Raw genomic sequence first — 26,526 nt, forward strand, 5'->3', positions numbered from 1 at the left:
AGGGTGACGGATCGGGAGCAAGGCATGCGCCCGCGCTTCAGCCGCCGGTCAGCCCCTGATACACCTCCGCGTATTTGAGCGCGGCCGCTTCCCAACTGAAGCGCTGGTCCATGCCGCGCCTGACCACCGTCTTCCAGTCGGCGCGCCGCTGTTTCAGCGCGAAGGCACGGCGGATCGAGGCGACCATGGTGGCGCGATCGAACGTGTCGAAGACGAAGCCGGTGGCGAGATCGTCGGCGAGATTTTCGAGCGAGCAATCCGTCACGGTGTCCGCCAGCCCGCCCACGCGATGCACGAGCGGCAGCGAGCCATAGGCCAGGGCGTACAGCTGCGTGAGCCCGCACGGCTCGAAGCGCGACGGCACCATCACCACGTCGCTGCCGGCGATGATCGAATGCGACAGCGTCTCGTCGAAGCCGAGTTCCACCGCCACCGCGCCCTGATGCGCCGCCGCCGCGTTCTTCATGCCGGTTTCGAGCGCCGGATCGCCGGTGCCGAGCACGACCAGTTGCCCGCCGCGCTGCACGATGTCCGGCACCACCGACAGCAGCAGATCCAGTCCCTTCTGTTCCGTCAGCCGGCTGACGACGCCGAACAGCAGCGCGTTGTCGTCGCGTTCCAGGCCCATGCGTTCCTGCAACGCGGACTTGCACTTCGACTTGCCGGAGACGCGCGTGGGCGTGTATTTCGTCGCGATGGATTCATCCACGGCCGGACTCCAGATGGCGTAATCGACGCCGTTCAGGATGCCGGTGATGTCGTGCGTGCGCGTCTGCAGCAGGCCGTGCAGGCCCGCGCCGTGAGCCTGCGTCTGGATCTCGCGCGCGTAGGTGGGGCTGACCGTGGTGATTCGATCGGCGTAATACAGCCCGGCCTTCAGGAACGACACGAGGCCATAGAACTCGACGCCATCCACCGCGAAAAAATCGCCGGGCAGTTGCAGCGCGCCGAATTCCGACGCCGGAAACGTGCCCTGGTAGGCGAGGTTGTGGACCGTCATCACGCTGGCGGTCTTCGCGGCGCCCGCGCGTTCGAACGCGCGCAGATAGGCGGGCGCGAGCCCCGCATGCCAGTCGTGCGCATGGACGATGTGCGGCTTCCAGGCGGGATCGGCGCCCGTCGCGATGCGTGCGGCCGCCCAGCCGAGCAGCGCGAAGCGGCGGTCGTTGTCGGCGTAGGGGCGGTGAGCCGCGTCGAGATAAGGGTTGCCCGGGCGGTCGTAGAACGGGTCCGCCCGCACGACGTACACAACCACCCCGTGCGGCGCCAACACGCCGCGTTCGAGCCGGATCTGGCCGACTCCAAACGCCGCGCCCAGATCGGCGACCGGCTGCAGGTCGTCGAGCCCTGCAAGCACGGCCGGGAAGCCCGGCAGTACGACCCGCGCGTGCGTGCCCAGTTGCGACTGCGCGGGCGGCAGGGCGCCGACCACGTCGGCGAGACCGCCGGTCTTCAGCAGCGGAAACATTTCTGCTGCGGCATGCAGCACGCGTACGGTCATCGGCGCTCCCGTCGATTGATGGTCATGGTGCTCCCGCGTCTATCCCTGCGACAGTCGCGCGAGCGCGTCCCGCGTGATGAGCGTGACACCCGACTCCGTGCGGAAGAAGCGCGCGGCGTCGTCGTCCGGATCCTCGCCCACCACGAGTCCCTCGGGCACCGTGCAACCGCGGTCGATCACGACGCGCTGCAGCCGGCAACTCGGCCCGACGGTTACCTGCGGCAACAAGACTGCCTCATTGATGTTACAGAACGAGTGCACCCGCACCGCCGACGAAAACACCGACTTCGACACCTGCGAGCCCGAGATCACGCAGCCGCCGCAGACCAGCAGGTTGGTGATGGCGCCTTGCTGGCCGTTGAGGTCGCGCACGAACTTGCCCGGCGGAAGCTGCTCCTGATTGGTCCAGATGGGCCACTTGCGGTCATAGAGATCGAGCTCCGGAATGGTGGAGGCGAGGTCGAGATTCGCTGCCCAGTAGGCATCGACGGTACCGACATCGCGCCAGTACGCGGGCGCTTCCGGGTCGCTCGACGACGTCACGCACGACATGCTGAACGGATGCGCGATGGCCTTGCCGGTCGTCACGACGCGCGGAATGATGTCCTTGCCGAAGTCGTGATCGGTATTCGAGGTCTCGATATTGTCCTGCAGCATCTCGTACAGATACTTCGCGCTGAACACATAGATGCCCATGCTCGCGAGCGCGACATCGGGCTTGCCGGGCATCGCGGGGGGATCGGCGGGCTTCTCCAGGAAGTCGGTCACGCGGCGGTTCTCGTCGACGTGCATCACGCCGAACGCCACCGCGTCCATGCGCGGCACCTCGATGCAGCCCACCGTGCAGTCCGCGCCGCTCTCGACGTGATCCAGCACCATGCGCGTGTAGTCCATCTTGTAGATGTGATCGCCCGCCAGCACGATGACGAATTCCGGGCCGATCGAACGGATGATGTCCATGTTCTGGTACACGGCGTCCGCCGTGCCGCGGTACCAGCTCGAATCGACGCGTTGCTGCGCCGGCCAGATATCGATGAACTCGTTGAACTCGCCGCGCAGGAAACCCCAGCCGCGCTGCATGTGGCGGATCAGCGAGTGAGCCTTGTACTGGGTGACGACGGCGATGCGGCGAATGCCGGAGTTGAGACAGTTGGACAGCGCGAAATCGACGATGCGGTACTTGCCGCCGAAGTGGACGGCGGGCTTCACGCGCTTGTCGGTGAGTGGTCCGAGGCGGGTGCCGCGCCCGCCGGCGAGGACGATTGCGAGGGTCGACTTCTGCAAATCGGTGCGATTCTTGATCAGCGTCTCCATTCCTGCCTCCTGATTTGACCTGCGACTATGGATGTCCTGCCGAGAGTTCGTCCTCGTGTTCGTGTGTCTGATTTCCAGGCCGGGGAGTGCGTGCGTTGCGCGGCGTGTCGCGCTGTCATTCACGCATTATCAGGCGGCGTGGCCCTTCCTGTGCGGAAGTCGGCTGGTTTTTTGCCGGACGTTCGTCCTTGCTGTGGACCTGTGCCGTTCGTCGGATGATCTATACCATGCCGCGGACGTTCCGGCCGAGCAAGGCGCATGCCGAATTGCGCAAAGCAGTCTTGCCATGCCCGATATGACCGGCGTCGATGTTCGCGACGCTCGACAAGCAAGGTTCGCCGATTTTTAATGACGAGGCCGTGCCGCAGTGCGTCGAGGCACGGCACAATACAAGACACGCGATGCCGGCGGGCGTCCTGAAGGGGCCGTCTGAGGCAGACCTTTGGCGCGCACCCGCGATCGCTGCACTGCAAGGCGACGTTTCGTCGGACCGAACAACTGGAACCAAGCGGGAAATCAGAATATGAACAACGTCCTGAGCGTTCAATCGCATGTGGTGTTCGGCCATGCGGGCAACAGCGCGGCGGTCTTTCCCATGCGGCGGCTGGGCGTCAACGTCTGGCCGCTCAACACCGTGCAGTTCTCCAATCACACGCAGTATGGCCGCTGGACCGGCAGCGCCTTCGATGCCGACGAGTTGCAGAGCGTGATCGAAGGGATTGGCGCGATCGGCGTGCTGGGGCGCTGCAATGCCGTGCTCTCGGGTTATCTCGGCGCGCCCGAGCAGGGCCGCGCGGTGGTCGAGATCGTGAAGATGGTCAAGGCGGTGAATCCGCACGCGCTCTTCTTCTGCGATCCGGTCATGGGCCAGACGGGCGGCTGCACGGTCGCGCCCGGCATCGAGGACTTCCTCGTCACCACGATGCCCGGCATCGCCGACGCGCTGATGCCCAATCACGTCGAACTGGAAAAGCTCGTCGGACGCAGCATCGAAACCGTGGAAGAAGCGGTGGACGCCTGTCGCGAGGTCATTGCGCGCGGGCCGCGCATCGTGCTCGTCAAGCATCTGCTCGACCGCAACAGCCGCGCCGATACCTTCAACATGCTTGCAGTCGGCCCGACCGAGGCGTGGTTCGCGCAACGTCCGCTGTATCCGTTCGCGCGCCAGCCGGTCGGCGTCGGCGATCTGACGAGCGGCGTGTTCGTCGCGCGCACGCTGCTCGGCGATTCACTGCGCAACGCGCTCGAACACACGCTCGCGGCCGTCAACGCAGTGGTCAAGGCCACCTACGAGGCCGGTCGGTACGAGCTGGAGATCGTCGCGTCGCAGGACGAGATCGCGAAGCCCACCGACCGCTTTCCCGCCATCCGCGTGATGGGCTCCGAAACCGTCAAGCGGGCCTGACTAGCTCGCCTCGGTCGCTTCAAGCAAGCCGAAACGCCAGGACAGCCTGCGCGTCGCGGCCAGCAACGTGCGCGCGAGCGGGCCGTCGGCGGCGCTGTCGAAACCGCCCGCCGAACCGATCAGCGCCAGCACCAGGCACACGCTGCCGGTGTGATCGAAGACCGGCGCGGCCAGCGAGTGAATGCCGGGGACCGGTGCATCGAGCGCCGTATCGAAACCCTGCTCGCGGATGCGTGACAACGTTACGTGATAGTCACCGTCGTCCGTCGTGGCGAACGATGTCGGCGCCACGCCCGCGAGGCGGATGCCGTCCTGTTGCAGCAGACTCGTCCGCACTTCATCCCCGAGATGCGCCGCGAAGACTCGCCCAATGGCCGTGTTCACGAGCGACATCGCGGTGCCGATGCGCAGGCTCACGTGCTGCGGCCGCGCCGATTCCTCCAGCCGGATGACCGTCGGTCCGAGCGGCCCCAGCGTGGCGGCCGCGACCGTCATCGACGTATCCGCCGCGAGCGCGACGATCTCCGCTTCGGCATCGCGGACCGGCGAGAGTCGTTGCAGCGCGATCAAACCCAACTCGCGGCTCAATGGCCCCGCGTGGAAGCGCCCGGCGTCGTCGCGCGACAGCAGGCCGACCTTCACGAGGCTCACCAGATGCGCGAACGCCTTGGCCGGCGGCATGCCGGCCGCCGCCGCGAGGTCGCGCAGCAGCAGCGGGCCGTCTGCCGCCACCAGCGCGTGCAGCAGATCACCGGTCGCATCGAGGGCGTTGATGCCGCGCTGCGGACGGGCGTCGGGAGCGTGCGTCGTCATGACAAGGCGGCGGTGAGGTCGCGTGCCGCATGCCGCAGCGCCTGCGCCAGTGCGCCGTTCCAGGCGACGTCGCACAGGCCGGTCGGACCGATCGCGGTCAGCGCCAGCTGCATCTTTTGCGCGGCGTCGAACACCGGCACGCTCATGCTGCTGACGCCCGGACTCGGCGCATCGATGCCGCGTTCGATGCCACGCGCCCGGATTTCGTCGAGCCGCGCGTTCAGGCTCGGCAGGTCGGCTTCCGCCTGATGCGCCTGCATGGCCGAGACGCTGGCGGGGGTGTCGAAGGCGAGGAAGATCCGGCCCGTCGCCGTGGCCGGCAGCGACATCACCGTGCCGACATGCAAATTGACATGCAAGGGCTGGCCGCCGCGTTCGTAGCGCACGATAGTCGGCCCCTGCGGCCCGGCTACGCTGACTGCCACGCTCATGCCGGTCTCCAGCGCCAGTGCCGCGACGCGCGGCGCCGCCGCCCGGTACGCCGGCTGCTGCTCCAGGTTCATGACGCCCAGGCGCAACGAGAGCGGGCCGGGTTCGTAATTGCCGGTCAATGCATCGCGCTTCACGAGCCCGAGCCGCGTCAGGCTGACGAGATAGGTGTGCGCCTGCGCTGTGGGCATCGCGGCGGCGTCGGCAAGCGCACTGAGCGCAAGCGGTTCGCGCCGCTTCGCGAGGGCGTCGAGCAGGCGCGCGCCGACTTCGACGCTTTGAATGCCGCGCTGCTGTTTCGTTTCGACGGGTGCCGCATGCTGCGCAGCGGATAGGAGACGGGCCAAAGTGCGTTCCGTGATGGGAAGTAACTGGGCGGCTCGACCGAACGGCCGATGCCCTTCAGTATTTACCCGAAATTTGTCTATGGCAAGTGTACTTGCTGTTGACAAAGTATGGGCTCGCATCGATCATCGGTTCATCCTCACAAGACTGGACGAGACACGATCATGGCAAAGGCTTTCGCATCGCAGGCGGATCTGCAGGAGAAGAAGATCACCTTCACGCAGCTCTCCGACAACGCGTACGCCTACACGGCGGAAGGCGATCCGAACTCGGGCGTGATCGTCGGCGACGACGGCGTGCTGATCGTCGATACCACCGCGACGCCTGCGATGGCCCAGGACCTGATCGAAAAGATTCGCGGCGTCACCGACAAACCCATCAAGTACGTCGTGCTGTCGCACTACCACGCGGTGCGCGTGCTGGGGGCATCGGCGTATTTCAAGGAAGGTGCGCAGGAAGTGATCGCGAGCCGCGGCACTTACGAGATGATCGTCGAGCGCGGCGAGCAGGACATGAAGTCGGAGATCGAACGCTTTCCGCGTCTGTTTGCGGGCGTCGAGACGGTGCCCGGTCTCACCTGGCCGACGCTGGTTTTCGAGCGCGAGATCACCTTGTTCCTCGGCAAGCTCGAAGTGAGGATCGCGCATCTCGGTTCGGGTCACACGAAGGGCGACACCGTGGTCTGGCTGCCGTCGCAGAAGGTGCTATTTTCAGGCGATCTGGTGGAGTACGACGCAGCCTGCTATTGCGGCGACGCGCAGCTCGAGGATTGGCCCGCGACGCTCGAAGCCTTGCGCGCGCTCAATGCGGACAAGCTGGTGCCGGGACGCGGCCCGGCGTTGCTGTCGCCGGCGGGTGTGAACAAAGGACTCGACTATACGAAGGACTTCGTCACGACGCTGCTTCAGGCGGGCCGCGAGGCCGTTGCGCAGAAGCTCGACCTGAAGGGTGCGATGGCGCACGCGCGCAAGTCGATGGATGCGAAGTTCGGTCACGTCTTCATCTATGAGCACTGTCTGCCGTTCGACGTGTCGCGCGCTTATGACGAAGCCAGCGGCATCCGCCATCCGCGCATCTGGACCGCCCAGCGCGACCAGGAGATGTGGGCCGCGCTGCAGGACTGACGAGGCGCTTACGCCTGATAAGGGTTGGCCGCCGCCATCGCCTTGAAGTTCTCGGGCGTCGAGAAAGCCAGATACTCGGCTTGCATGTCGGGCGTGAGGAATTCGAGCATCGTCGAGTTCTCGATCCACAGTTCGATCACGTGGAAGAAGTTGTTGCCGCGCGTGCAATGCACCGCGCGCCAGCCTTCACGCTCGCCAATCGCGATGACTTCCGCGCTCGTCCGGGGCGTCGCAATCGCCATATGGAAGGCGCTGTAGCGCGGCCGCGCTGCGGTGTCCGCGCCGTAGCCCACGCTTTCTTCCTCACCACCGCCCGGCGTGATCACGCGGTCGCCTGGATACACCTCGATGATGCTGCCGCGCTCGTCGCCCGCCACGGCCATCCACGCGTCCGGGAACGGCGAGAACGGCGCGGCGAAGCCATCCCAGAGTTCGGCCAGCACCTGCGCGACGTGTTTCGGATCGTTGGCGGGTATGGAGGCATGGAAAATCATCGCGGGAACTCCTTTGGGTAACGAAGGAACGGCGGTGTGGATTGTTCCAGAGTCCTTTGTTATGAGTGTTTCCGCATGCGTCGTGCGTGTGCGCTTTTCCGACTGCCGAACCGGTCAGGCGACCAGAAACGCGACGATGGCATCGCATACTCGACCGAACATCTGCGTGCCGGTCACGGTCACGCAGCCGCGCGCGCGGGCCGCTTCAATGAACGGCGTCAACGGCGGCTTGGTCACGACGTCGCCGACGAACGTGGTGGGCGCAAGGCGCGAGACGTCGATCGGCAGCGGATCGCCCGCGCGCATGCCCGCCGGCGACGCATTCACGATCAGTTCATAGGTTTCCGCGCCCGCATCGTCCGCGACCTGCACCGCGCCGCGTTTCAATGCGGCAAGACGCGTGACGAGGGCATCGGTGCGCGCGGCGTCGGAATCGCGGATCGCGAGCGTCGCCACGCCGGCATCCACCAGTGCATGCCCGATCGCCGAACCCGCGCCACCCGCGCCGATCAGCAACGCACGCTTGCCCGTCGGTTCACAGCCGGCGTCGCGCAGCGCCGCGACCATGCCGATGCCGTCCGACGCGCCGCCGTGCCAGCTGCCGTCCGCATTGCGCCTGAGCATGTTGACCGCGCCGAGGAAACGGCCTTCGTCGGTCAGGGTGCTGCAGAAGGATGTCGCGCTGAACTTGTGCGGGACGGTGACGATCACGCCGTCGCAGTTCTGCAAGTGCGCGAGACCGGCGAAGAACGCTTCGAGGTCGGCGGGCGCGACGTGCGCGGGAATCACGATCGCGTCCTGGCCTTGCGCACGCAGCGCGGCGGTTACGCCGGCCGGGGAGCGCACCTGCGCGATCGGATCGCCGACGATGAAATACACGCGTGTCGCGCCGCTGAGGCCTTCGTCGAGCGAAGCCGAGAAAGAGGGGTCCTGCGCCATTGTTGTCTCCGGACTGGAATTCGAGGCGATCGGGATCGGTTCGCCTGTTCGTGGAGAACTCTAATCTAAAGTGGAATTATGTTCAATATTCAAGGCGAAAGACCGCAACTAATCGTCTTCGTTCGAACCCGCCCTCAAATCAGGAGCGTCGTCGCGGGATCCATGCCGCAAAAGGCTGCTTACAGCGGATCAGGTCCGTGCATCGGCGCGGGAACGCCGACCGCCGCCAGCGCTTCATGCAAGGTCCCGAACACGTTCGATGCCCCCAGCACGCGCGTCAGCCCATGCCGGTCCATGTCGCCGCGCAGGAAGCGATTCACCCTCCCGAAACGCACCGCGATGCCGCGCGCCTGCAAGGTTTCGATGAGATCGCCGATCGTCCGCGCCGCCGAATAATCGAGGTCGGTGATCGCTCCGGCATCGACGACAAGATGGCGCAGAGCGCCGGGCGCCGTATCGACGAGCTCCGTCAATTCCATCGTGAAGAAGTGATCGTTCGCATAGAACAGATCCGCGCCGAAGCGATACACGATGAGTTCCCGCGTGGTCATCGCGCCCGGCGCCGTGGGCACGAACTGCCAGCGCCCGTCGGGCGGAACGGGCGTCAGCACCATCGTGTGCGGATGGTAGCTGTGGCGCACGTGCCGCATCAGCGACAACGCCACGGCGAGCAGGATGCCGTGCTCGACGCCGATCATCACCACAGCCGCCGCCGTCACCAGCGCGAGCGTGAACTCGCCCGGACTTTCGGCGCGGATGTCCCGCAGGCTCCGAACGTTAACGAGGCCGATGGCGATGGTGAACACGATCGCCGCCAGCACGCAGTGCGGCAGGTAGCGCAGATAGCCGCTCAGGAACAGCAGCACGACGGCGACCACCGCCGCGAACGCGACCTGTCCGAACTGGCTGCGGGTCCCGGCGCGCTCGGCCATCGCGGTTTGAGTGGGGCTGCCGTTGACGACGAAGGTGCCGCTGAAGGCCGCCGCCGTGTTGGCGGCGGCGAGACCGAGGATGTCGGCGTTGGTGTCGACGTCCTCGCGATACTGCTGCGCATAGACGCGCGCGGCGGCCGCGCTCTGCGCGATGATCATCACGAAGCACGAGGCCGCGACGGGCATCAGGTCGAGGAACTGCTGCCAGGTGACGGCGGGGAAGCGCAGCGCGGGCAGGCCGCCGTCGATGGGTCCGAGCACCGCGATGCCATGCGCCGAGAAATCGAACAGCTTGCTGGCAACGATGCTGCCGACCACTGCGATGAGCGGCATCGGCACGCGCGGCGCGGCGCGCTTGCAGAGCAGGATCGGGACGATCACGAGCAGCGCAAGCCCGAAGGTCGGCCCATGGAATTGCAGCGCATGTCCGGCGACATAGGCCAGTTGCGCCAGACTGCGCGACGAAGGCTCCGGCACGGTCATGCCGAGAAGATCGCCGAGCATCGCGATGGAAACCTGCACGCCGACACCCGCCAGAAAGCCGACCAGGACCGTGCGCGACAGGAAATCGGCGAGAAAGCCCAGCTTGAAGAGCCGCGCGAGCAACAGCAGCGCGGCGGTCTGCAATGCAACCATGCCGGCGAGCGCGATGTAATCGGCGCTGCCCATGGCGGCCATCGTCGAGACGCGGCTGGCGAGGATGGTCGCCGTCGCCGAGTCCGCCGCGACCACCAGATGACGCGACGCGCCGAACAGCGCAAACGCGAACAGCGGCAGGAAAGCCGTGTACAGGCCGGTGACCGGCGGCATCCCCGCAATGCGCGCGTAGCCGAGCACCTGCGGAATATCCATCGAGGCGAGCGAGACGCCCGCCAGCGCATCGCGCAGCGCGGCGGCGCGGTTCAGCGGGAGCATGCCTTTCAATAGCCAGGCATGGAGGGCGGGCCGGCGAGGGGATGGCTGCATGGGCGGGCGCGGGTCATCGAAGAAGCGAATCGTGCCCCAATGACGGATGGCTGCCAAGCTGTACGAGGGTTCGTCGAACGAAAATGGCTTTGCTTCATTCGCTAAAGTGGAATAGGATTCTGAAATAGAAGAAAGTTCAGCGAATGAGCGGGGAGCGGAGCATATCGATGACGGAGACACTGGAGCAGTTGGGATCGGACGAGCAATTCGATGCCGTCGTGGTGGGCGCGGGCGGCGCGGGGATGTCGGCGGCGCTGGTGGCGGCCATCGACGGCGCGCGCGTGCTGCTCGTGGAAAGCACGGAATACGTCGGCGGCACGACGGCTTACTCGGCGGGCACCACCTGGATACCCGGTTCGATGCACGGGCGGGGCGTCAATTCCGAAGACACCGTGGCGAATGCCGAAGCATTCCTGGATCGCGCGGTCGGCGCACACAGCCACGCCGCGATGCGCCGGGCGTTTCTCGACGCTGGTCCGAAGGCGGTCGCGCAGTTGGAAGCCCATAGCGAAGTGAAATACCGCGCGCGCCCGTTCCATCCGGATTACCTGTCGGAAGTCGAAGGCTCGACGTTGCGCGGCCGCGCGCTGGAGCCGCTGCCCTTCGACGGCCGCACGCTCGGCCCCGACTTCGCGCTGATCCGTCCGCCGCTTCCCGAATTCACTGTGCTGGGCGGCATGATGGTCGATCGCGACGACGTCGCGCATTTGCTCGGCATGACGAAATCACTGAGGTCGTTGCGGCACGCTGCAGCGCTGCTCATGCGGCACGCGCGCGACCGGCTGAATTCGCCGCGCGGCACGCGGCTCGTGATGGGCAATGCGCTGATCGGACGGCTGCTGCTGTCGCTGCGCCAGCGCGGCGTGACGATCCTGACCAAAACCCGGGTCGATGCGCTGCACAGCGGCGCACATGGCATCGAAGCCGTGTCGCTGAGTCAAATCAACGAGCGTCGGCGTATCCGCGTGACAGGCGGCGTGATCCTGGCGAGCGGCGGCTTCAACCGGCACGCGACGCGGCGCGCCGAACTGCTGCCGGGCGCCGATCCCGCGTGGTGCGCAGGCGCGCCCGGACATACCGGCGGCGCGCAGGACCTGGCGCTCGCAGTCGGCGCGCGCTTTGGCGAGGGCGCGCGGTCAAACGCGTTCTGGGCGCCGGTGTCGACCCGCAAACGCGCGGACGGCAGCACCGCCGTGTTCCCGCACTTCCTGATGGATCGCGGCAAGCCGGGGATGATCATCGTCGATCGCAACGGCAGGCGCTTCCTCAACGAAAACACGTCGTATCACCTGTTCGGCATCGCGATGCAGGAAGCGCACCGCGCGCAGCCGTCGATCCCCGCGTGCCTCGTCACGGATGCGGATGGCTTGCGCAAGTACGGGCTCGGCATGGTGCGTCCGGGCGGCAAGGGGCTCGCGCCGTTTCTCGCCGACGGCTATCTCGTCGAGGGCAGCACGCTCGACGAACTGGCGGACCGGCTCGGCATTGACCGGACGGGACTCGCGGACAGCGTTGCGCGCAATAACCGTTATGCGCAGACGGGTGTCGATGCCGATTTCCAGCGCGGCACGACCGCGTATCAGAACGCCAATGGCGACGCGAACTGGAGCGGACCGAACAAGTGCCTCGGGCCGATCGCACGGGCGCCGTTCTATGCGGTGCGGCTCTATCCGGGCGATATCGGCGCGGCGACCGGTCTCGTCACCGATACCGACGCGCGCGTGCTCGATCGGGACGATCAGCCGATCGCCGGCCTGTACGCCTGCGGCAACGACATGCAGTCGGTGATGGGCGGCGTTTATCCCGGCCCGGGCATCACGCTTGGCCCGGGACTCGCATTCGGCTATCTGGCGGCGCGGCATGCGGCGGTTCGGGCACAAAACGCGCAACACGCGCTGATAGATGCACGCGATGAAGCGCTCGTGGTGCCTATGGAAACCGGATCGAGCCTGCACGCGCACGCGGTGGTGAAATGAGCCAGCCACCGGTGATCCATTGCGATGTCCTGGTCCTCGGCTCCGGCGCCGGCGGTCTGTCCACAGCGGTCACGGCGGCGCAGCAGGGCTTGTCCGTGCTGGTCTGCGAGAAGGAAGACGTGTTCGGCGGCACGACCGCGTGGTCGGGCGGCTGGATGTGGATTCCGTGCAATCCGCTCGCGCAGCGCGCCGGGATCGTCGAACCGGCGGATGCGCCGCGCGCGTACCTCGCGGGCGAACTCGGCGCGCACGTCGACGCCGCGAAGATCGATGCGCTGATCGAACACGGTCCACGCATGATCGAATTCTTCGAGCGGCATACGGCGGTGCGTTTCATCGAAGGCAACCGCATTCCCGACTTCCACACGACGCAAGGTTCGGCAAACGGCGGCCGCTCGGTAGGCGCGATGCCGTTCGACGGCCGTGCGCTCGGCCCGCTGCTCGACCGTCTGCGGCCGCCGCTCGCCGAAACCACGGTGGCCGGCATGGCGATCGCTTCGGGCGCGGACTTGACGCATTTCTTGAACGCGACGCGCAGTGCAGCGTCGGCCTGGCATGTGGCGCGGCGCTTCGCAGCGTTCGCATGGCAGAAGCTGCGCTACGGCCGCTCGATGCATCTCGTGAACGGCAATGCGCTGGTCGCGCGGCTGTTGAAATCGGCGGCGGATGGCGGTGTCGATCTGCGCACGCGTGCGAAGGCCGTGACGCTTCTGCACGGCGCGACGCGTGTGACGGGCGCGCGCGTCGAGATCGACGGCGTGCCGCACGACGTGCTGGCAAAACGCGGCGTGGTGCTCGCCTGCGGCGGCTATCCGCACGATGCCGCGCGTCAGGCGCATACGTTTCCCTGCATGCCGCACTGGTCCGCCGCGCCCACGAGCAATACCGGCGACGGCATTCGCGCGGGCATCGACGCCGGCGCGCATTTCGACGCCGCGCTGGACGCGCCCGCCGCGTGGGCGCCAGTTTCGCTGGTGCCGCGCGCGCACGGCGCGGAGGCGGCGTTCCCGCACCTGATCGAGCGCGCGAAGCCGGGCGTGATCGCCGTGACGCGCGCGGGGCGGCGCTTCGCGAACGAGGCGTCGTCGTATCACGATTTCGTCTCGGCACTCATCGGCACGGTGCCGCCCGGCGAGGAAGTCTGCGCGTGGCTCGTTTGTGATCACCGGTTCCAGCGGCGCTATGGCCTGGGTGCGGCGAAGCCGTTTCCGTTTCCGCTCGGGCCGCTGCAGCGCGCCGGCTATCTCAAGTCCGCGCCGACGCTCGAAGCGCTCGCGCAGCAATGCGGCATCGACGCGCGCGGTCTCGCCGATACCGTCGCCACCTGCAACGCGTACGCCAAGGACGGCTTCGATCCGCAGTTCCACAAGGGTTCGACGCCGTACAACCGCTTCCAGGGCGATGCGCTGCATCGGCCGAATCCCTGCGTCGCGCCGCTCGCGGACGGTCCGTTCCACGCGGTGAAGATCGTGCCCGGCAGTCTCGGCACCTTCGCCGGACTTTCCACCGACGCCCGCGCGCGCGTGCTCGATGCCTCCGCCGCGCCCGTCGCCGGGTTGTATGCGGTCGGCAACGACGCCGCGAGCATGATGGGCGGCCACTATCCCGCCGGCGGCATCACGCTGGGTCCGGCGATGACCTTCGGCTATCTGGCCGGCCTCGAACTGGCGCAGGCGCCGCTGCATGACGACAGCGGCGCCTGTGCGCAAGACTCTCATTCCACACAGGCAAGGACTTTTCAATGACTCTCTACGACACAGTCACGTTGACGGTGAAGCTCGGCGCGAACGCGCGGGTCTTCGAGCACATCGAGGCGAACGGCGCCGCGCCGGGCGTGAAGCTGCTCGGCTGCTGGTATTCCGACATCGGCGCACTGGGCCGCGTGATGGTGCTGCGCGGCTTCGATTCGGAAGCGGCGCTCGTGCGCGAACGGCAGCAGCTGTTGCTCGAAGGCAATCCGTTCGGCTGCGGCGAGTTCGTCACCGATGTCGAGGTGAGCAGCTACGCGCTGTTCCCGTTCCTTCCGCCGATCGAGCCTGCCGTGCACGGCGGCATCTACGAGATGCGCGTCTACGGCACGAAGCTCGCGAGCCTGCAACACACGATCGACGCATGGCAGGGCGCGTTGCCTGAGCGCACGAAGCGCTCGCCGCTGATCGGCGCCATGTATGCGCTCGACGGCACGGTGCCGCGCTTTCTCAACATCTGGCCGTATGCGAGCGTCGACGAGCGTTCGCGCATCCGCGCCGAAGCGGTGGCGGACGGCATCTGGCCGCCGAAGGGCGGACCGGCCCATCTGACGACGATGGAATCGACCATCTACATGCCGGCGCCGTTCTCGCCGCTGCGCTGAAGGGAGACGCCGCCATGTCACGACGCAAGTTGTCCCTGTCGGCCCTGACGGTGCTGGAGCTGACGCCGCCGCAGATGGTCGAGTGCGCGGCGCGGGCCGGTTACGATTTTGTCGGCCTGCGGCTCTTGCCGGCGACGGACACGGAGGTGCGCCATGAGATCGTCGGTGCGACGCGGCTCAAGCGCGAGACGCTGGCGGCGTTGCGCGATACCGGCATCGGCGTGCTCGATGCCGAGATCCTGCGTTTGAAACCGGACACGGATGTCGCCGCGTACGAGCCAATGCTCGCGACCGCTGCCGAACTCGGCGCGCGCTACGTGCTCGTCGCGGGCAACGATCCCGACGAGGCGCGTACCGCCGCGCGTCTCGCGGCGCTGTGCGATCTTGCGCAGCCGTATGGCCTGTCGCCCTCGCTTGAACCGATGCCGTGGACGGACGCGAAGGACATCGTGCAGGGCGCGCGCATCGTAAGGGCGGCGGGGCGTGCGAACACGGGCTTGATCGTCGATCCGATTCATTTTGACCGCGCCGGTTCGTCGACCGTCGCGCTCGCCGACCTGCCGCGCGAATGGTTCGGCTATCTGCAATTCTGCGACGCGCCCGCCGAACGTCCGACGGACCTCGACACGCTGCTGTATCAGGCGCGCGCCGAACGCATGATTCCGGGCGAAGGCGGCCTCGATCTGACCGGCATGCTGCGGGCGCTGCCGGAGAATCTGCCGCTGTCGATCGAAACGCCAATGAACCAGTGGGCCCGCAGCGCCGATGCCCTCACGCGGGCCACGCGTCTGCGCGAGGCGACGCTGGCGGTGCTGGAAGCGGCGCACGCAAAAGAATGACATCTGGCGGTTGAATTCCGAGGTGGAATCGTGTTCTTATTCCGAATCGGAACTTCGAGAGGCTGAAGATGGCAGGAAACCTGGAGCGGGCGTTGTCGATCATCGAGTTGCTGGCGAAAAACGGCGGGCGCATGCCGCTCGCCACCATCGCCGACACGCTCAACATTCCACGCAGCGGCACGCACCGGCTGCTCGCGATGCTGATTGACGAAGGCTACGTCCGTCAGGACGAGGATCACGGCGAATATATGCTGGCGCTGAAGCTGGTGTCGCTGGCGCTCATCTATCTGTCGACGGGCGGCGTGCTCGACGTCTCCCAGCCGGTGCTCGACCGGCTCGCGGCGCAATCGGGCGAACTGGCGCGGCTGGGCGTCGTGGAGGACGACCACATCACGTTCGTCGGCAAGGCGCAGGGCGCAAAATCCGGGCTGCGCTACGACCCCGACATGGGCAGCCAGCCGCCGCTGCATTGCACGGCGAGCGGGCAGGCGTGGCTGTCGTCGCTGACCGACGAAGCCGCGCTCGAACTCGTGGCGAGGCAGGGCGGGCTCGGCAAGCCGGGCGCGGGCGGGCCCAGGGCGCCGAAGGGCATTCAGGAATTCCTCGCCGGCTTGCAGGCGGCGCGCGAACGCGGCTATGGCATCGCGAGCGAAACGTACGAGGCCGGGATGACGTCGATGGCCGCGCCGATCCACCATCCGGTAACGGGCGTGGTGGTGGGCGTCGTGAGTCTGGCCGGGCCGACCAGCCGCCTGCCCGACACCCGCCTGGAGGCGCTCGCGCCCGCGTTGCTCGAAGCCGCGTCGGACATGAGTGCGGCGACTCTGAGTTCGCCTTATTTCAAGCGATCGGCGGGCAAGGTGGAGGGGCACGTGGTCTTGGCGTCGGGCGGCAAGGGCAGCCCTAAGTCGAAGGCCGGGTAAGCGGCGGGCGCGCTGGCCGAATGGCCGAGGTGACGCCCCGCGCGGCCCTGCGATATCATGAATTCATCATGAAACGAGAACCGCAAATGACTACTCCGCTCGATCCCATCGTGTCCGAGTTCGCTACCGTCGAAGAAGCCGAAGCCTATGACAAGTGGTTTCGCGAGAAAGTGAGACGGTCCATGGCGGATACGCGGCCGCGGATTCCGCATGATCAGGTCATGGCCGAAATGGAAGAAATCATTCTAGCTGCCGAGAGACGCCACAAGTCGAGGGCAACTTGACGTTAAATGTTGTCTGGACTCAAGCCGCGCGCCTCGACCTCAAGGAGATCATCCAGTACATCGCAGAACGCAGTCCCGCCGCTGCCCGCATGATCAAAGCGCTGATCGGGGCGGCACCTGAGTCGGCCGCGGAGCTCCTTATCTTTATCGTACTGGCCGCGTTTTCGGAACTCGCGAAATCGTCGTTCACCCTTATTTCATCATTGTGTATGCAGTGAAGGAACCCATCGAAATCCTCACGTACTTCATTCGCGACAAAGTTCCCCTTTTTTATAACCGTATGGTCGCGGCGGATCGTAGAGCCGCCACCAGCGGGCCTCGGCACCCTCCTGCCCGGATCAAGCCTTCGCGAGGCCGATCATGCACGCAGCGCCTGTTACGCCGTCCTTCCGCGAAGTCGACGACCTGCCGTCTCCGCGCGGCCTGCCTCTGCTGGGCAATCTGCATCAGCTACCGCCCGCCACGCACCACCTGACGCTCGAGCGCTGGGCCACCGAACTGGGCACGCCCTACGTCTTCCGCTTCGGCACCACGCGGGTGACAGTCTGGGACGACATCGACTTGTCCCATACAGTGCTGCGCGAACGTCCGTATCGCTACCGCCGCTATGCGCCCATCGAGAGAATCCTGAAGGAGTTCGGCTGCAACGGGCTGTTTTCGATCGAAGGCGACGGATGGGAATCGCAACGCCGCCTCGTCATGCAGGCGCTGTCCATTCCGCACATCAAGACGTTCTATCCGACGCTCGCCGCCATCACCGAGCGTCTGCGGCGCCGCTGGGAAGCCGCGGCGCGCGCCGGGGCGGTGGTGGACATGCTCGACGACCTGAAGCGTTTCACCGTCGATGTCACGAGCGCGCTCGCACTCGGCGACGACCCGAACACGCTGGAAAACGGGCGCGAGTTGATCCAGCAGCAACTGGCCATGCTGCTGCCGACGCTGATGGCGCGCGTCAATTCGCCGTTCGCGTGGTGGCATTACGTGAAGCTCCCGCGTGACCGCCAGTTCGACGCCGCGATGATCGACGTGCATCGCCATATCCGTTCGTTGATGGCGCGCACGCGCGCGCGCATGCGCGAGGAGGCGCGGGCCGAAGCCCGCGAGATGCCGTTCATGGATCTCGACGTCGAACCACGCAATCTGCTCGAAGCGATGCTCGCGCTGCGCGACGTGCCCGGCTCCGGCCTGACCGACGACGAAGTCGCCGCCAACGTGCTGACGATGCTCGTGGCGGGCGAGGAGACGACCGCGACGAGCATCGCCTGGGCGCTGCTGTTCCTAGGCGCGGACGAAGCCTTGCAGGAGCGGGTCGCGGCGCACGCGCGCACGGTCCTCGGCGATGCCGCCGTGTGCCCGGGCTACGCCGCGATGCGCACGCTCGACCTGTGCGAGGCGCTCTGCACGGAAGCGAGCCGTCTGCATCCGGTCGCGCCGTATCTTTCGCTCGAACCGGTCGAAGACGTGCGGCTGCGCGGCGTGCGCCTGCCGGCCGGCACCAAGATCTTCCTGCTGCATCGCCCCGCGATGCTCGACCCGCGCAACTTCGCCGCGCCCGAACGCTACGATCCGGACCGCTGGCTGCATGAGCACCGGGCGCAGCAGGGCGCGCCGGACGACTGTCCGGCGCAGCGTGGCGCGCACGAGCCCCATGCCTATCTGCAATTCGGCGCGGGGCCGCGGGTGTGTCCGGGACGCCATCTGGCGGCGGTCGAGATGCGGCTCGTGATCTCGATGCTGACGGCGAACTTCACCGCCCGGCTCGCCGTGGACGCGTCGCGGATCCACGAGACCTGCGCATTCACGGTGGGGCCGAGCGCCATGCCGATGCGGCTTGCGTTGCGCGCGCGCAGCTAGGCGGTGTTTTCGGGTGGATCGCCGGAAGGCACGCTGCCGCCCGTCGCCATCCAGAGCACTTCGGCGTCTTCCTCGCTCGTCGAGATGGCCGCGTGGCCGGTGCGCGAATCGAAGTACATGCTGTCGCCGGCGTTCAGCTGGGTGGGCGCATACAGCTCGGAATACAGGCACACGCTGCCGCTGATCACGTACAGGAATTCCTCGCCTTCGTGGCGGCCCCAGTCGTCGAATGCGTCGAGGGTATGCGCCGAGATCCGGATGCGGAACGGCAGCATGGCTTTGTGCGCGAGCTCGGTGGCGAGCAGTTCCATCTGATAGCCGCGATACGCGTGACGCTGCCCGGCGTCGCGCCGGGTGAGCGCCCGACGTCCGCTCGCGCTGGGCGCCGGCGCCGTGCCGAACAGTTCGCCGAGGTCGATGCGCAGCCCGCGGACAATTTTCTGCAACACGTCGAAGGTCGGCGACATCAGCCCGTTCTCGATCTTCGACAGCGCCGAACGCGACACGCCGCACACGCGGCTCGCAGTGTCGAGCGTCAGGTCGAGCGCGAGCCGCGCGTGCCTGACCCGCCGTCCGAGATCGACCGGGGAAGTATCCGGCGGGTTTTTCGTGCTGGGGCTAGCCATGGGAAGATGGGTGTCGTGGGTCGCAGAGGACATCGTTTTGTTTCCGATCATAACATCGCGATAGCGCCGGGCGGGACGTGCAGGAATGCCCAAAAGCGCTGGCAAGCATGCGTAACAACCATGATATTGAGCGCTGTTGTGGCGCGGAGCCGCAGCGCGTATAGTTTCCGAAATTCTCTCAAGTTTCTGATAAGAAACAGCGCTGGGCCGTCGCGTTGCACGGCCGGTGCGAGCCGGACTTACTTTCGAAAGGACCCTCATCGTGAACGCACAATCGATCCTCGCCGACCTCGGCATCGCGCATCTCGTCGCCGACGGCGACCTTGCCGTCGCTTCGCCGATCACGGGTGACGTCATCGGCCGCGTGAAGCAGCACACCGCCGCCGACGTCGACACCGCGCTGGCCGCCGCCCGCGACGCCTTCGCCACCTGGCGCAACGTGCCCGCGCCGCGCCGCGGCGAACTGGTCCGCCTGCTCGGCAATCGTCTGCGCGAGAAAAAGGAAGCGCTCGGCAAGCTGGTGTCGCTCGAAGCGGGCAAGATTCTTCAGGAAGGGCTGGGCGAGGTGCAGGAAATGATCGACATTTGCGACTTCGCGGTCGGCCTGTCGCGTCAGCTCTACGGCCTGTCGATCGCGTCGGAGCGTCCGGGTCACCGGATGGCCGAAACCTGGCATCCGATGGGCGTCTGTTCGATCATCTCCGCCTTCAATTTCCCGGTGGCCGTGTGGTCATGGAACGCGGCGCTGGCGCTCGTGTGCGGCAACGCCGTCGTGTGGAAGCCGTCGGAAAAGACGCCGCTCACGGCGCTCGCCGTCGATCGCATCCTGCGCGACGCCCTCGACGAATTCGGCTCGGCGCCGGCCGGACTGGCTGCGCTGCTCATCGGCGGGCGCGAGGTGGGCACGGCGCTCGTCGCGGACAAGCGTTCCGATATCGTCAGCGCAACCGGCAGCACGGAAATGGGCCGCAAGGTCGGCGTCGCGGTTGCGCAGCGTTTCGGCCGCTCGATCCTCGAACTCGGCGGCAACAACGCGGGCATCGTCTCGCAGACTGCGAATCGCGACCTGGCGCTGCGCGGCATCCTGTTCTCGGCGGTCGGCACGGCGGGGCAGCGCTGCACGTCGCTGCGCCGGCTGTTCGTGCACGACAGCATCTATGACGAAACCGTCGCGCGTCTGAAAGAGCTGTACGGCAAGGTGCCGGTCGGCAATCCGCTGGAGACGGGCGTGCTGATGGGACCGCTGATCGACGTGCAGGCGTTCGCGCGCATGCAGGACGCGCTCGAGCAGGCCAAGGGCGAGGGCGGCACCGTGCATGGCGGCGAGCGCGTCGCCGTGAAGGGTCACGAGAATGGTTACTACGTGCGTCCGGCGCTGGTCGAAATGCCGTCGCAGACCGACGTCGTGCTGAAGGAAACCTTCGCGCCGATCCTCTATGTGATGCGCTACAGCGATTTCGACGACGCCATCGCCGCCAACAACGCGGCCGTGCATGGCCTTTCGTCATGCACGTTCACGACCGACCTGCGCGAAGCCGAGCGCTTCCTGTCGGCTTCGGGCAGCGATTGCGGCATCGCCAACGTGAACATCGGGCCGAGCGGCGCGGAGATCGGCGGCGCGTTCGGCGGCGAGAAGGAAACCGGCGGCGGACGCGAATCCGGCTCGGATGCGTGGAAGGGCTACATGCGCCGCGCGACCAACACGATCAACTACTCGTCGGAATTGCCGCTGGCGCAGGGCATCGACTTCAACCTGGGCTAAGCGCGCAGCGGCGTCGGCATCGAATATCGGCAGTGGCATTCGCACGGAGGCGGCGTGGCTTCTCAAGTGGTGATTGTGGGTGGCGGCGTGATCGGCAGTTCGGTCGCGTATTTCTTGCGGGCTGCGGATCCGACCGTGCAGGTCACGGTGATCGAGCGCGATCCGACTTACGCGCGCTCGTCGTCGGCGCTCTCGGCGGCGTCGATCCGCCAGCAGTTCTCGACGCCGCTCTCGGTGCGCATGTCGCTCTACGGCATCGAGTTCCTGCGCTCGATCGGCGAGCGGCTGGAGGTGAACGGCGAACGGCCGTCGATCGATCTGCATGAAGGCGGCTATCTGTTCCTCGCGACCGCTCCCGGGGCCGCGACGCTGCGCGAGAACCACGCGCTGCAACGCGAACTCGGCGCGGATATCAGTCTGCTCGATGCCGCGCAGCTCGCCACGCGCTTTCCCTGGCTGCATACCGGGGATCTGGCGGCGGGCGCCTACGGTGAGAGCGGCGAAGGCTGGTTCGACGGCTACGGCCTCGTGCAGGCTTTGCGGCGCAAGGCTCAGGCGCTCGGGGCGCGTTACGTGGCGAGCGAGGTGACGGGCATCCGGCGTGACGGCCGGCGCGCGACGGCGGTGCAGGCGGCGAACGGCGAAACCCATGCGTGCGACGTGCTGGTGAACGCCGCGGGCGCGTGGGCGCGGCCGGTGGCGAAGATGCTGGGCATCGACCTGCCGGTGCATGCGCGGCGCCGGAGCATCTTCAATGTGTCGTCGCCGGCGCGGCTCGAAGGCGCGCCGTTGCTGATCGATCCGAGCGGCGTCTATTTCCGGCCTGAAGGGCAGACCTATATTTGCGGGACCTCGCCTTCCGCAGAACATGATCCCGACGACTTGCCGCTTGACGAAGTCGATCACGCGCTCTTCGATGACGTGATCTGGCCGACGCTTGCCCATCGCGTGCCGGGCTTCGAGGCGCTGCGGGTCGAGCGTTGCTGGTCCGGTTACTACGAGTACAACGTGCTCGACCAGAACGCGATCATCGGCGCGCATCCGGAGGTCGAGAACTGCTTCTTCGCCAATGGCTTCAGCGGCCATGGACTGCAGCAAGGTCCGGCGACGGGGCGTGGCGTCAGCGAAATGATCCTGCACGGGCGCTATGAAACGCTCGATCTCTCGCCGCTCGACTGGACGCGCGTGCTGGAAGGCCGGCCGATCGTGGAAAAGAATGTGGTGTAACTCATAGAAGAGTGCAGTGCGGAATGTGGAGTGCTTTTAAAGCACCGCTTTCGCACTCATTCGATTTGAGAATGCCCGGCTGCGACCGGGCATTCTTTTCGCTTCGAAAAAGGACAGGTAGATTGAAACGATTCCGTTTGCGCAACACGCAGACATTCTTTTGAGTCTTGCTTCGTTTTTCGGCCGCGTCCATTAATGAAATCCACTAGGGCCAGCCGCTTCAAGGAGGCGCATTCTGGAACCATCAATCTTGTCGAGTGCATCGAACGAAAGGAGACTAACGATGGATGCCAATACGAGCGCGCATTACTACGCCTGGATCGAAGACGGCGAACTGCCCCCGGATACAAGCGTGTCCGTATCGCACCGCTCCAGCCAGGTATCGGCGGAACCGGATTATGTCGCGGAAATCTGCGGACGCTTTGCCAGTGAGAAATCGGAAGAGGAACAGAAATCCTGCGTCATTCGTGGATATAACTGATCGCAACATCGCAATGTGTTGCGTGCATGGCACGCTTTGTCACGAGGCATTTTAAGCGTAACAAATTTTGTCAATTTCAATTGATGTTCCGGTTTCATGAGTCATGTGAAATTGGTGAATGACTGGCGGAGACGTAAAAAATCTCCGCTCGCGCGTCACTGGTTTTCGAGCATGCAGATTTTGCCAATTGGCCATGTTTTACGCGTTGACCGTTCCTGAATTCATCCAACCCGCTGCGAGCGGGTTTTTTTGTGCCCCGCAGCGATGTGGAGCTCCAGGTGGCACAATTGCACGCAACGAAAACGGAGAAGGAGCAATGGTGGCGCACCTGGACCTGGACAATCCGTTTCTCGAAGCGCTGGGCGCGACGTTCAGCGAGTGGCGCGCCGGTTACGCCGAATTCCTGATGCCGATACACGCCGGGCATCTGAACCGGCAACGCATCCTGCAGGGCGGCGCGATCGCCACGCTGCTCGACGCGGCATGCGGATACGCCGGTCTCTTCACGACCGGCCCCGAACCCGTGCACGGCTTCACGCTTTCGCTGACGGTGAACTATCTGGACCGGGGCGTCGGCGACAAGGTGGTCGCCAAAGGCTTCCTGGAGCGTCAGGGGCGCTCGGTCTATTTCGCTCGCGGCGAGGCGTGGGTCGACGGTCGCGTGATGATCGCGAGCGCGCAAGGCACCTTCAAATACGCCCGCTAGGCGCGCCCATCCGGCGATGGCCCTCAAGAATCTTCTCCGACGTCTCGATCTCACGACTCTGCAACTCTTCCTCGCGGTCCATGAGGAAGGCACTCTCACGCGCGCGGCGGAACGCGAGGCGATTGCGGTGTCGGCGGCCAGCAAGCGGCTGCTCGAACTGGAGCAGGCCGTCGGCGCCGTGCTGTTCGAGCGCAAGGCGCGCGGCATGGCGCTCACGCCTGCCGGCGAGACGCTGTTGCATCACGCGCGCCGCGTGTTGCGCGATGTCGAGAACATCGGCATCGAACTGGCGGAACATGCGAGCGGCGTGCGCGGCTACGTGCGCATGATGGCCAACCTGTCGGCGATCGTGGAATTCCTGCCGGAGGATCTGCGCGCGTTCATCTCGATGCACGACCAGGTCAAGATCGATCTGGAAGAGCGGCCGAGCGGCGGCATCATCGAGGGTGTGGCGGACAGTCTCGTCGATCTCGGCATCTGTTCCGGCGACGCCGATACGCGCGGCCTCGACACCGTGCATTACCGGCACGACCGGCTCGTCATCGTGACGCCGCTGACGCATCCGTTGACGAAACGCGACCGCGTGAGCTTCGCCGATACTCTCGACTTCGATCACATCGGCCTCCATTCAGCGAGTTCGATCAACATGCGCACGCATCTGGCCGCGCGTCAGGCGGGCCGCGCGTTGCGGTTGCGCATCCACGTGCCGGGCTTCGACGCCGTGTGCCGCATGGTGCAGGCCGGCATGGGCGTGGGCGTGCTGCCCTTGCACGTGTTCGAGGCGATCGGGCGGCAGCTTGGCCTTGCCGCCGTCGCGCTCGAGGAGGAATGGGCCGCGCGCAGTCTCGTGATCGTCGTGCGCGATGCGGACGCGCTGTCGCCGGTCAGCCGTCTTCTGTTCGATCACTTGCGCACGGTCGAAGCGTCTTCCGGCACGTCGGCCTAACGCTCAAAAGCCCGCGATCGTTCGCGTTTCGCGAACGATCCTTGCCGAAATGCGGTTGGACGCCCCCGAGCGTTCGCCAATAAGCTTGTCTCCATCAAACGAAATCAGGAGACGAGCGGCATGAGCGGACCCCTTCAAGGCATCCGGGTCATCGAAATCGGCACGTTGATCGCCGCGCCCTTCGCGGCGCGCATGCTGGCCGAGTTCGGTGCGGAAGTCATCAAGATCGAGACGCCCAATGGCGGCGACCCGCTGCGCAAATGGCGCAAGCTTCACGAGGGCACGTCGCTCTGGTGGTATCTGCAATCGCGCAACAAGAAGTCGGTCTGCGTGAACCTCAAGTCGCCGGACGGCGCGGAGGTCATCAAGCGTCTTGCAAAGGACGCGGACATCGTCGTCGAAAACATGCGTCCCGGCGCGCTCGAAAAGCTCGGCCTCGGCTGGGACGTGCTGCACGCAATCAATCCGAAGCTGACGATGGTGCGCATCTCCGGCTATGGCCAGACCGGTCCGTATCGCGACCGTCCGGGGTTCGGGGCGATCGGCGAGGCGATGGGCGGCATCCGCTATACGACCGGCGACGCGGAGGGACTGCCGGCGCGTGTCGGCGTGAGCCTCGGCGATTCGCTGGCCTCGCTGCACGGGGTGATCGGCGCCCTGATGTCGGTGTTGCGCGTCAAGACCGGACAGGGCGACGGACAGGTGGTCGATGTATCGCTCGTCGAAAGCGTCTTCAACCTGATGGAAAGCCTGGTGCCGGAATACGACCTGCTCGGCCACGTGCGCGAACGCAGCGGCGGCGCATTGCCGGGCATCGCGCCGTCGAATACGTATCGGACGGAAGAGGGCGGCTTCGTCGTGATCGCGGGCAACAGCGATCCGATCTACAAGCGCCTGATGCACGTGATCGGCCGGCCCGATCTCGCCGACGATCCCGCGCTCGCCCGCAACGACGGCCGCGTCCGTCACAGCGCGATGCTCGACGAAGCCATCACGGCGTGGACCACGCATCACTCGATGGACGACGTGCTCGCTGTGCTCGAGCGCGAAGAAGTGCCCGCGGGCCGCATCTATTCGGTCGCGGACATCGTCAACGACGCGCACTACCAAGCCCGCGACATGCTGCTGCACGCGAACCTGCCGGGCGGGGCGTCGGTGAAGATGCCGGGCATCGTGCCGAAGCTCTCCGAAACGCCGGGCGAAGTGCGCTGGCAAGGTCCGGCGCTCGGCGAACACACTCAAGCGGTGCTGGAATCGCTCGGCTTCGATGCCGGCGAGGTCGAACATCTGCGCGCGGAAGGAGCGGTTCAATGAATTTTGCATACAAAGAACCGCTGATCGTCCAGGAAGTCGCGCCGCGCGACGGTTTGCAGATCGAGAAGCAGTGGGTCGACACGGCGGACAAGATTGCGCTGATCGATGCGCTTGCGGCGTGCGGTTTCACGCGCATCGAGGCGGGCTCGTTCGTATCGCCGAAAGCGATTCCGGCGTTGCGCGACGGCGAGGCGGTGTTCAACGGCATCGCCCGCAAGGAGGGGGTGATCTACGTCGCGCTGGTGCCCAACGTGAAGGGCGCGGAGCGCGCGCTTGCGGCACGGGCGAATGAGCTCAATCTCGTGATGTCGGCAAGCCAGACGCACAACCGCGCCAACATGCGCATGAGCTGCGAAGACTCGCTGGCGGGCTTCGGCGATATCGTGCGGCTGGTGCAGGGGGCGTCGACGACGGTCTCGCTGAACGCGACTGTGGCGACGGCGTTCGGCTGTCCGTTCGAAGGCCGGGTGGATGAAGACCGCGTGGTGTCGATAGCCCGGACCTACCGTGAGATGGGCATTGCCGGCATCACGCTCGCCGACACCACCGGCATGGCGAATCCGCGTCAGGTTGCGCGGCTCGTCGAACGCGTGCTTGCGGACGTGCCCGCCGCCGACCTCACTTTGCATTTCCACAATACGCGCGGCCTCGGGCTCGCCAATGTGCTCGCTGCTTACCAGGCGGGTGCCCGCCGTTTCGATGCGGCGCTGGGCGGACTCGGCGGCTGTCCGTTCGCTCCGGGTGCGTCCGGAAACATCTGCACTGAAGACCTCGTGAATCTGTGCGACGAAACGGGCATTCCTGCGGGGATCGATCTTTCGCAACTGATCCGTCTGTCGCGCACGCTGCCTGGACTGGTCGGTCATGACGTGCCGGGGCAGGTCGCGAAGGCGGGCCGCAACTGCGATCTGCATCCGGTGCCCGACTACGTGCGGTCCATCTGACCCACCCATCACAACAAGACTGGAGACAA

At 66.1% G+C, this 26,526-nt stretch carries 25 protein-coding genes; 17 read left to right on the forward strand and 8 right to left on the reverse strand.

The annotated features are described in order from the left end of the window. Positions 1 to 37: 37 nt before the first annotated feature. Together glgA and glgC are read right to left on the reverse strand one after the other, a co-directional pair. Complete coding sequence (gene glgA / locus QCE69_RS30605) at positions 38 to 1,501, reverse strand: glycogen synthase GlgA (RefSeq protein WP_309926110.1); 1,464 nt, start codon at positions 1,499 to 1,501, stop codon at positions 38 to 40. 39 nt (positions 1,502 to 1,540) lie between these two features. Beyond that, a complete protein-coding gene (gene glgC, locus QCE69_RS30610) occupies positions 1,541 to 2,815 on the reverse strand; it encodes a glucose-1-phosphate adenylyltransferase (protein WP_309926112.1) in 1,275 nt (424 codons plus the stop codon). Between the two features lie 523 nt (positions 2,816 to 3,338). Between glgC and pdxY the strand changes: the two genes are divergently transcribed. Then, entirely contained in the window at positions 3,339 to 4,220 is an 882-nt protein-coding gene (gene pdxY / locus QCE69_RS30615) for a pyridoxal kinase PdxY (protein WP_309819951.1), read from the forward strand. Here the strand turns inward: pdxY and QCE69_RS30620 are convergent, their stop codons facing one another. Next, positions 4,221 to 5,033 (reverse strand): IclR family transcriptional regulator C-terminal domain-containing protein, encoded by an 813-nt coding sequence (locus QCE69_RS30620; protein WP_309934650.1) that lies wholly within the window; start codon positions 5,031 to 5,033, stop codon positions 4,221 to 4,223. It abuts the gene before it with no gap. Further along, positions 5,030 to 5,809 carry a helix-turn-helix domain-containing protein gene (locus QCE69_RS30625; RefSeq protein ID WP_309934652.1) on the reverse strand — a complete coding sequence of 260 codons (780 nt, stop codon included), beginning with the start codon at positions 5,807 to 5,809 and terminating at the stop codon, positions 5,030 to 5,032. Before QCE69_RS30625 ends, QCE69_RS30620 begins: the two co-directional genes overlap by 4 nt. Before the next feature lie 162 nt (positions 5,810 to 5,971). Between QCE69_RS30625 and QCE69_RS30630 the strand changes: the two genes are divergently transcribed. Beyond that, positions 5,972 to 6,931, forward strand: coding sequence for an MBL fold metallo-hydrolase (locus tag QCE69_RS30630; protein ID WP_309934654.1), 960 nt, complete (start codon positions 5,972 to 5,974; stop codon positions 6,929 to 6,931). 8 nt (positions 6,932 to 6,939) lie between these two features. Here QCE69_RS30630 and QCE69_RS30635 read toward each other — a convergent pair whose 3' ends face one another. From QCE69_RS30635 to QCE69_RS30645, 3 genes are all read right to left on the reverse strand, one after another. Beyond that, entirely contained in the window at positions 6,940 to 7,425 is a 486-nt protein-coding gene (locus QCE69_RS30635; protein WP_309926119.1) for a hypothetical protein, read from the reverse strand. Between the two features lie 114 nt (positions 7,426 to 7,539). Then, on the reverse strand, positions 7,540 to 8,364 hold the full coding sequence (locus tag QCE69_RS30640) for a shikimate dehydrogenase (protein ID WP_309934656.1): 825 nt from the start codon (positions 8,362 to 8,364) through the stop codon (positions 7,540 to 7,542). 179 nt (positions 8,365 to 8,543) lie between these two features. Beyond that, entirely contained in the window at positions 8,544 to 10,211 is a 1,668-nt protein-coding gene (locus tag QCE69_RS30645; protein WP_309934657.1) for a SulP family inorganic anion transporter, read from the reverse strand. A gap of 218 nt (positions 10,212 to 10,429) precedes the next feature. On the opposite strand from QCE69_RS30645, the gene QCE69_RS30650 reads away from it, so the two are divergent. From QCE69_RS30650 to QCE69_RS30685, 8 genes are all read left to right on the forward strand, one after another. Continuing rightward, positions 10,430 to 12,238: an FAD-dependent oxidoreductase gene (locus QCE69_RS30650; RefSeq protein WP_309934658.1), complete on the forward strand. Its 1,809-nt coding sequence runs from the start codon at positions 10,430 to 10,432 to the stop codon at positions 12,236 to 12,238. Beyond that, the gene (locus QCE69_RS30655) at positions 12,235 to 13,983 is read left to right on the forward strand and encodes an FAD-dependent oxidoreductase (RefSeq protein ID WP_309934660.1); all 1,749 of its coding nucleotides are present in this window, start codon (positions 12,235 to 12,237) and stop codon (positions 13,981 to 13,983) included. Before QCE69_RS30650 ends, QCE69_RS30655 begins: the two co-directional genes overlap by 4 nt. Then, positions 13,980 to 14,591: an NIPSNAP family protein gene (locus QCE69_RS30660; RefSeq protein WP_309934661.1), complete on the forward strand. Its 612-nt coding sequence runs from the start codon at positions 13,980 to 13,982 to the stop codon at positions 14,589 to 14,591. The genes QCE69_RS30655 and QCE69_RS30660 overlap by 4 nt, the downstream gene beginning before the upstream one ends. 14 nt (positions 14,592 to 14,605) lie before the next feature. After that, positions 14,606 to 15,430: a sugar phosphate isomerase/epimerase gene (locus tag QCE69_RS30665; RefSeq protein ID WP_309934662.1), complete on the forward strand. Its 825-nt coding sequence runs from the start codon at positions 14,606 to 14,608 to the stop codon at positions 15,428 to 15,430. Positions 15,431 to 15,498: 68 nt separating this feature from the next. Next, positions 15,499 to 16,353 carry an IclR family transcriptional regulator gene (locus QCE69_RS30670; protein ID WP_309934664.1) on the forward strand — a complete coding sequence of 285 codons (855 nt, stop codon included), beginning with the start codon at positions 15,499 to 15,501 and terminating at the stop codon, positions 16,351 to 16,353. 86 nt (positions 16,354 to 16,439) lie between these two features. Then, positions 16,440 to 16,637, forward strand: coding sequence for a stability determinant (locus tag QCE69_RS30675; RefSeq protein ID WP_309926133.1), 198 nt, complete (start codon positions 16,440 to 16,442; stop codon positions 16,635 to 16,637). Next, positions 16,634 to 16,855, forward strand: coding sequence for a type II toxin-antitoxin system RelE/ParE family toxin (locus QCE69_RS30680; RefSeq protein ID WP_309926136.1), 222 nt, complete (start codon positions 16,634 to 16,636; stop codon positions 16,853 to 16,855). Before QCE69_RS30675 ends, QCE69_RS30680 begins: the two co-directional genes overlap by 4 nt. 142 nt (positions 16,856 to 16,997) lie before the next feature. After that, positions 16,998 to 18,491: a cytochrome P450 gene (locus tag QCE69_RS30685; RefSeq protein ID WP_309926137.1), complete on the forward strand. Its 1,494-nt coding sequence runs from the start codon at positions 16,998 to 17,000 to the stop codon at positions 18,489 to 18,491. On the opposite strand, the gene QCE69_RS30690 is transcribed toward QCE69_RS30685, so the two are convergent. Further along, complete coding sequence (locus tag QCE69_RS30690) at positions 18,488 to 19,117, reverse strand: XRE family transcriptional regulator (protein WP_309926140.1); 630 nt, start codon at positions 19,115 to 19,117, stop codon at positions 18,488 to 18,490. The two genes, QCE69_RS30685 and QCE69_RS30690, sit on opposite strands and share 4 nt — an antisense overlap. A gap of 262 nt (positions 19,118 to 19,379) precedes the next feature. On the opposite strand from QCE69_RS30690, the gene QCE69_RS30695 reads away from it, so the two are divergent. The 7 genes from QCE69_RS30695 (at position 19,380) to QCE69_RS30725 (ending at position 26,497) form a co-directional block, all read left to right on the forward strand. Next, positions 19,380 to 20,879, forward strand: a complete 1,500-nt coding sequence (locus tag QCE69_RS30695; RefSeq protein ID WP_309926142.1) for an aldehyde dehydrogenase family protein — start codon at positions 19,380 to 19,382, stop codon at positions 20,877 to 20,879. Between the two features lie 54 nt (positions 20,880 to 20,933). Next, positions 20,934 to 22,106: an FAD-binding oxidoreductase gene (locus tag QCE69_RS30700; protein WP_309926144.1), complete on the forward strand. Its 1,173-nt coding sequence runs from the start codon at positions 20,934 to 20,936 to the stop codon at positions 22,104 to 22,106. Positions 22,107 to 22,389: 283 nt separating this feature from the next. Next, the gene (locus tag QCE69_RS30705) at positions 22,390 to 22,587 is read left to right on the forward strand and encodes a hypothetical protein (protein ID WP_309926146.1); all 198 of its coding nucleotides are present in this window, start codon (positions 22,390 to 22,392) and stop codon (positions 22,585 to 22,587) included. A 316-nt stretch (positions 22,588 to 22,903) separates the two neighbouring features. After that, complete coding sequence (locus tag QCE69_RS30710) at positions 22,904 to 23,293, forward strand: PaaI family thioesterase (protein WP_404987610.1); 390 nt, start codon at positions 22,904 to 22,906, stop codon at positions 23,291 to 23,293. A gap of 16 nt (positions 23,294 to 23,309) precedes the next feature. Further along, positions 23,310 to 24,239 carry a LysR family transcriptional regulator gene (locus tag QCE69_RS30715; protein WP_309926148.1) on the forward strand — a complete coding sequence of 310 codons (930 nt, stop codon included), beginning with the start codon at positions 23,310 to 23,312 and terminating at the stop codon, positions 24,237 to 24,239. Positions 24,240 to 24,359: 120 nt separating this feature from the next. Continuing rightward, the gene (locus QCE69_RS30720; protein ID WP_309926151.1) at positions 24,360 to 25,553 is read left to right on the forward strand and encodes a CaiB/BaiF CoA-transferase family protein; all 1,194 of its coding nucleotides are present in this window, start codon (positions 24,360 to 24,362) and stop codon (positions 25,551 to 25,553) included. Further along, a complete protein-coding gene (locus QCE69_RS30725) occupies positions 25,550 to 26,497 on the forward strand; it encodes a hydroxymethylglutaryl-CoA lyase (protein WP_309926153.1) in 948 nt (315 codons plus the stop codon). The genes QCE69_RS30720 and QCE69_RS30725 overlap by 4 nt, the downstream gene beginning before the upstream one ends. The last annotated feature ends 29 nt before the right edge of the window (positions 26,498 to 26,526 follow it).

The organism is Caballeronia sp. LZ032 (genome assembly GCF_031451315.1).
Lineage (GTDB): Bacteria > Pseudomonadota > Gammaproteobacteria > Burkholderiales > Burkholderiaceae > Caballeronia.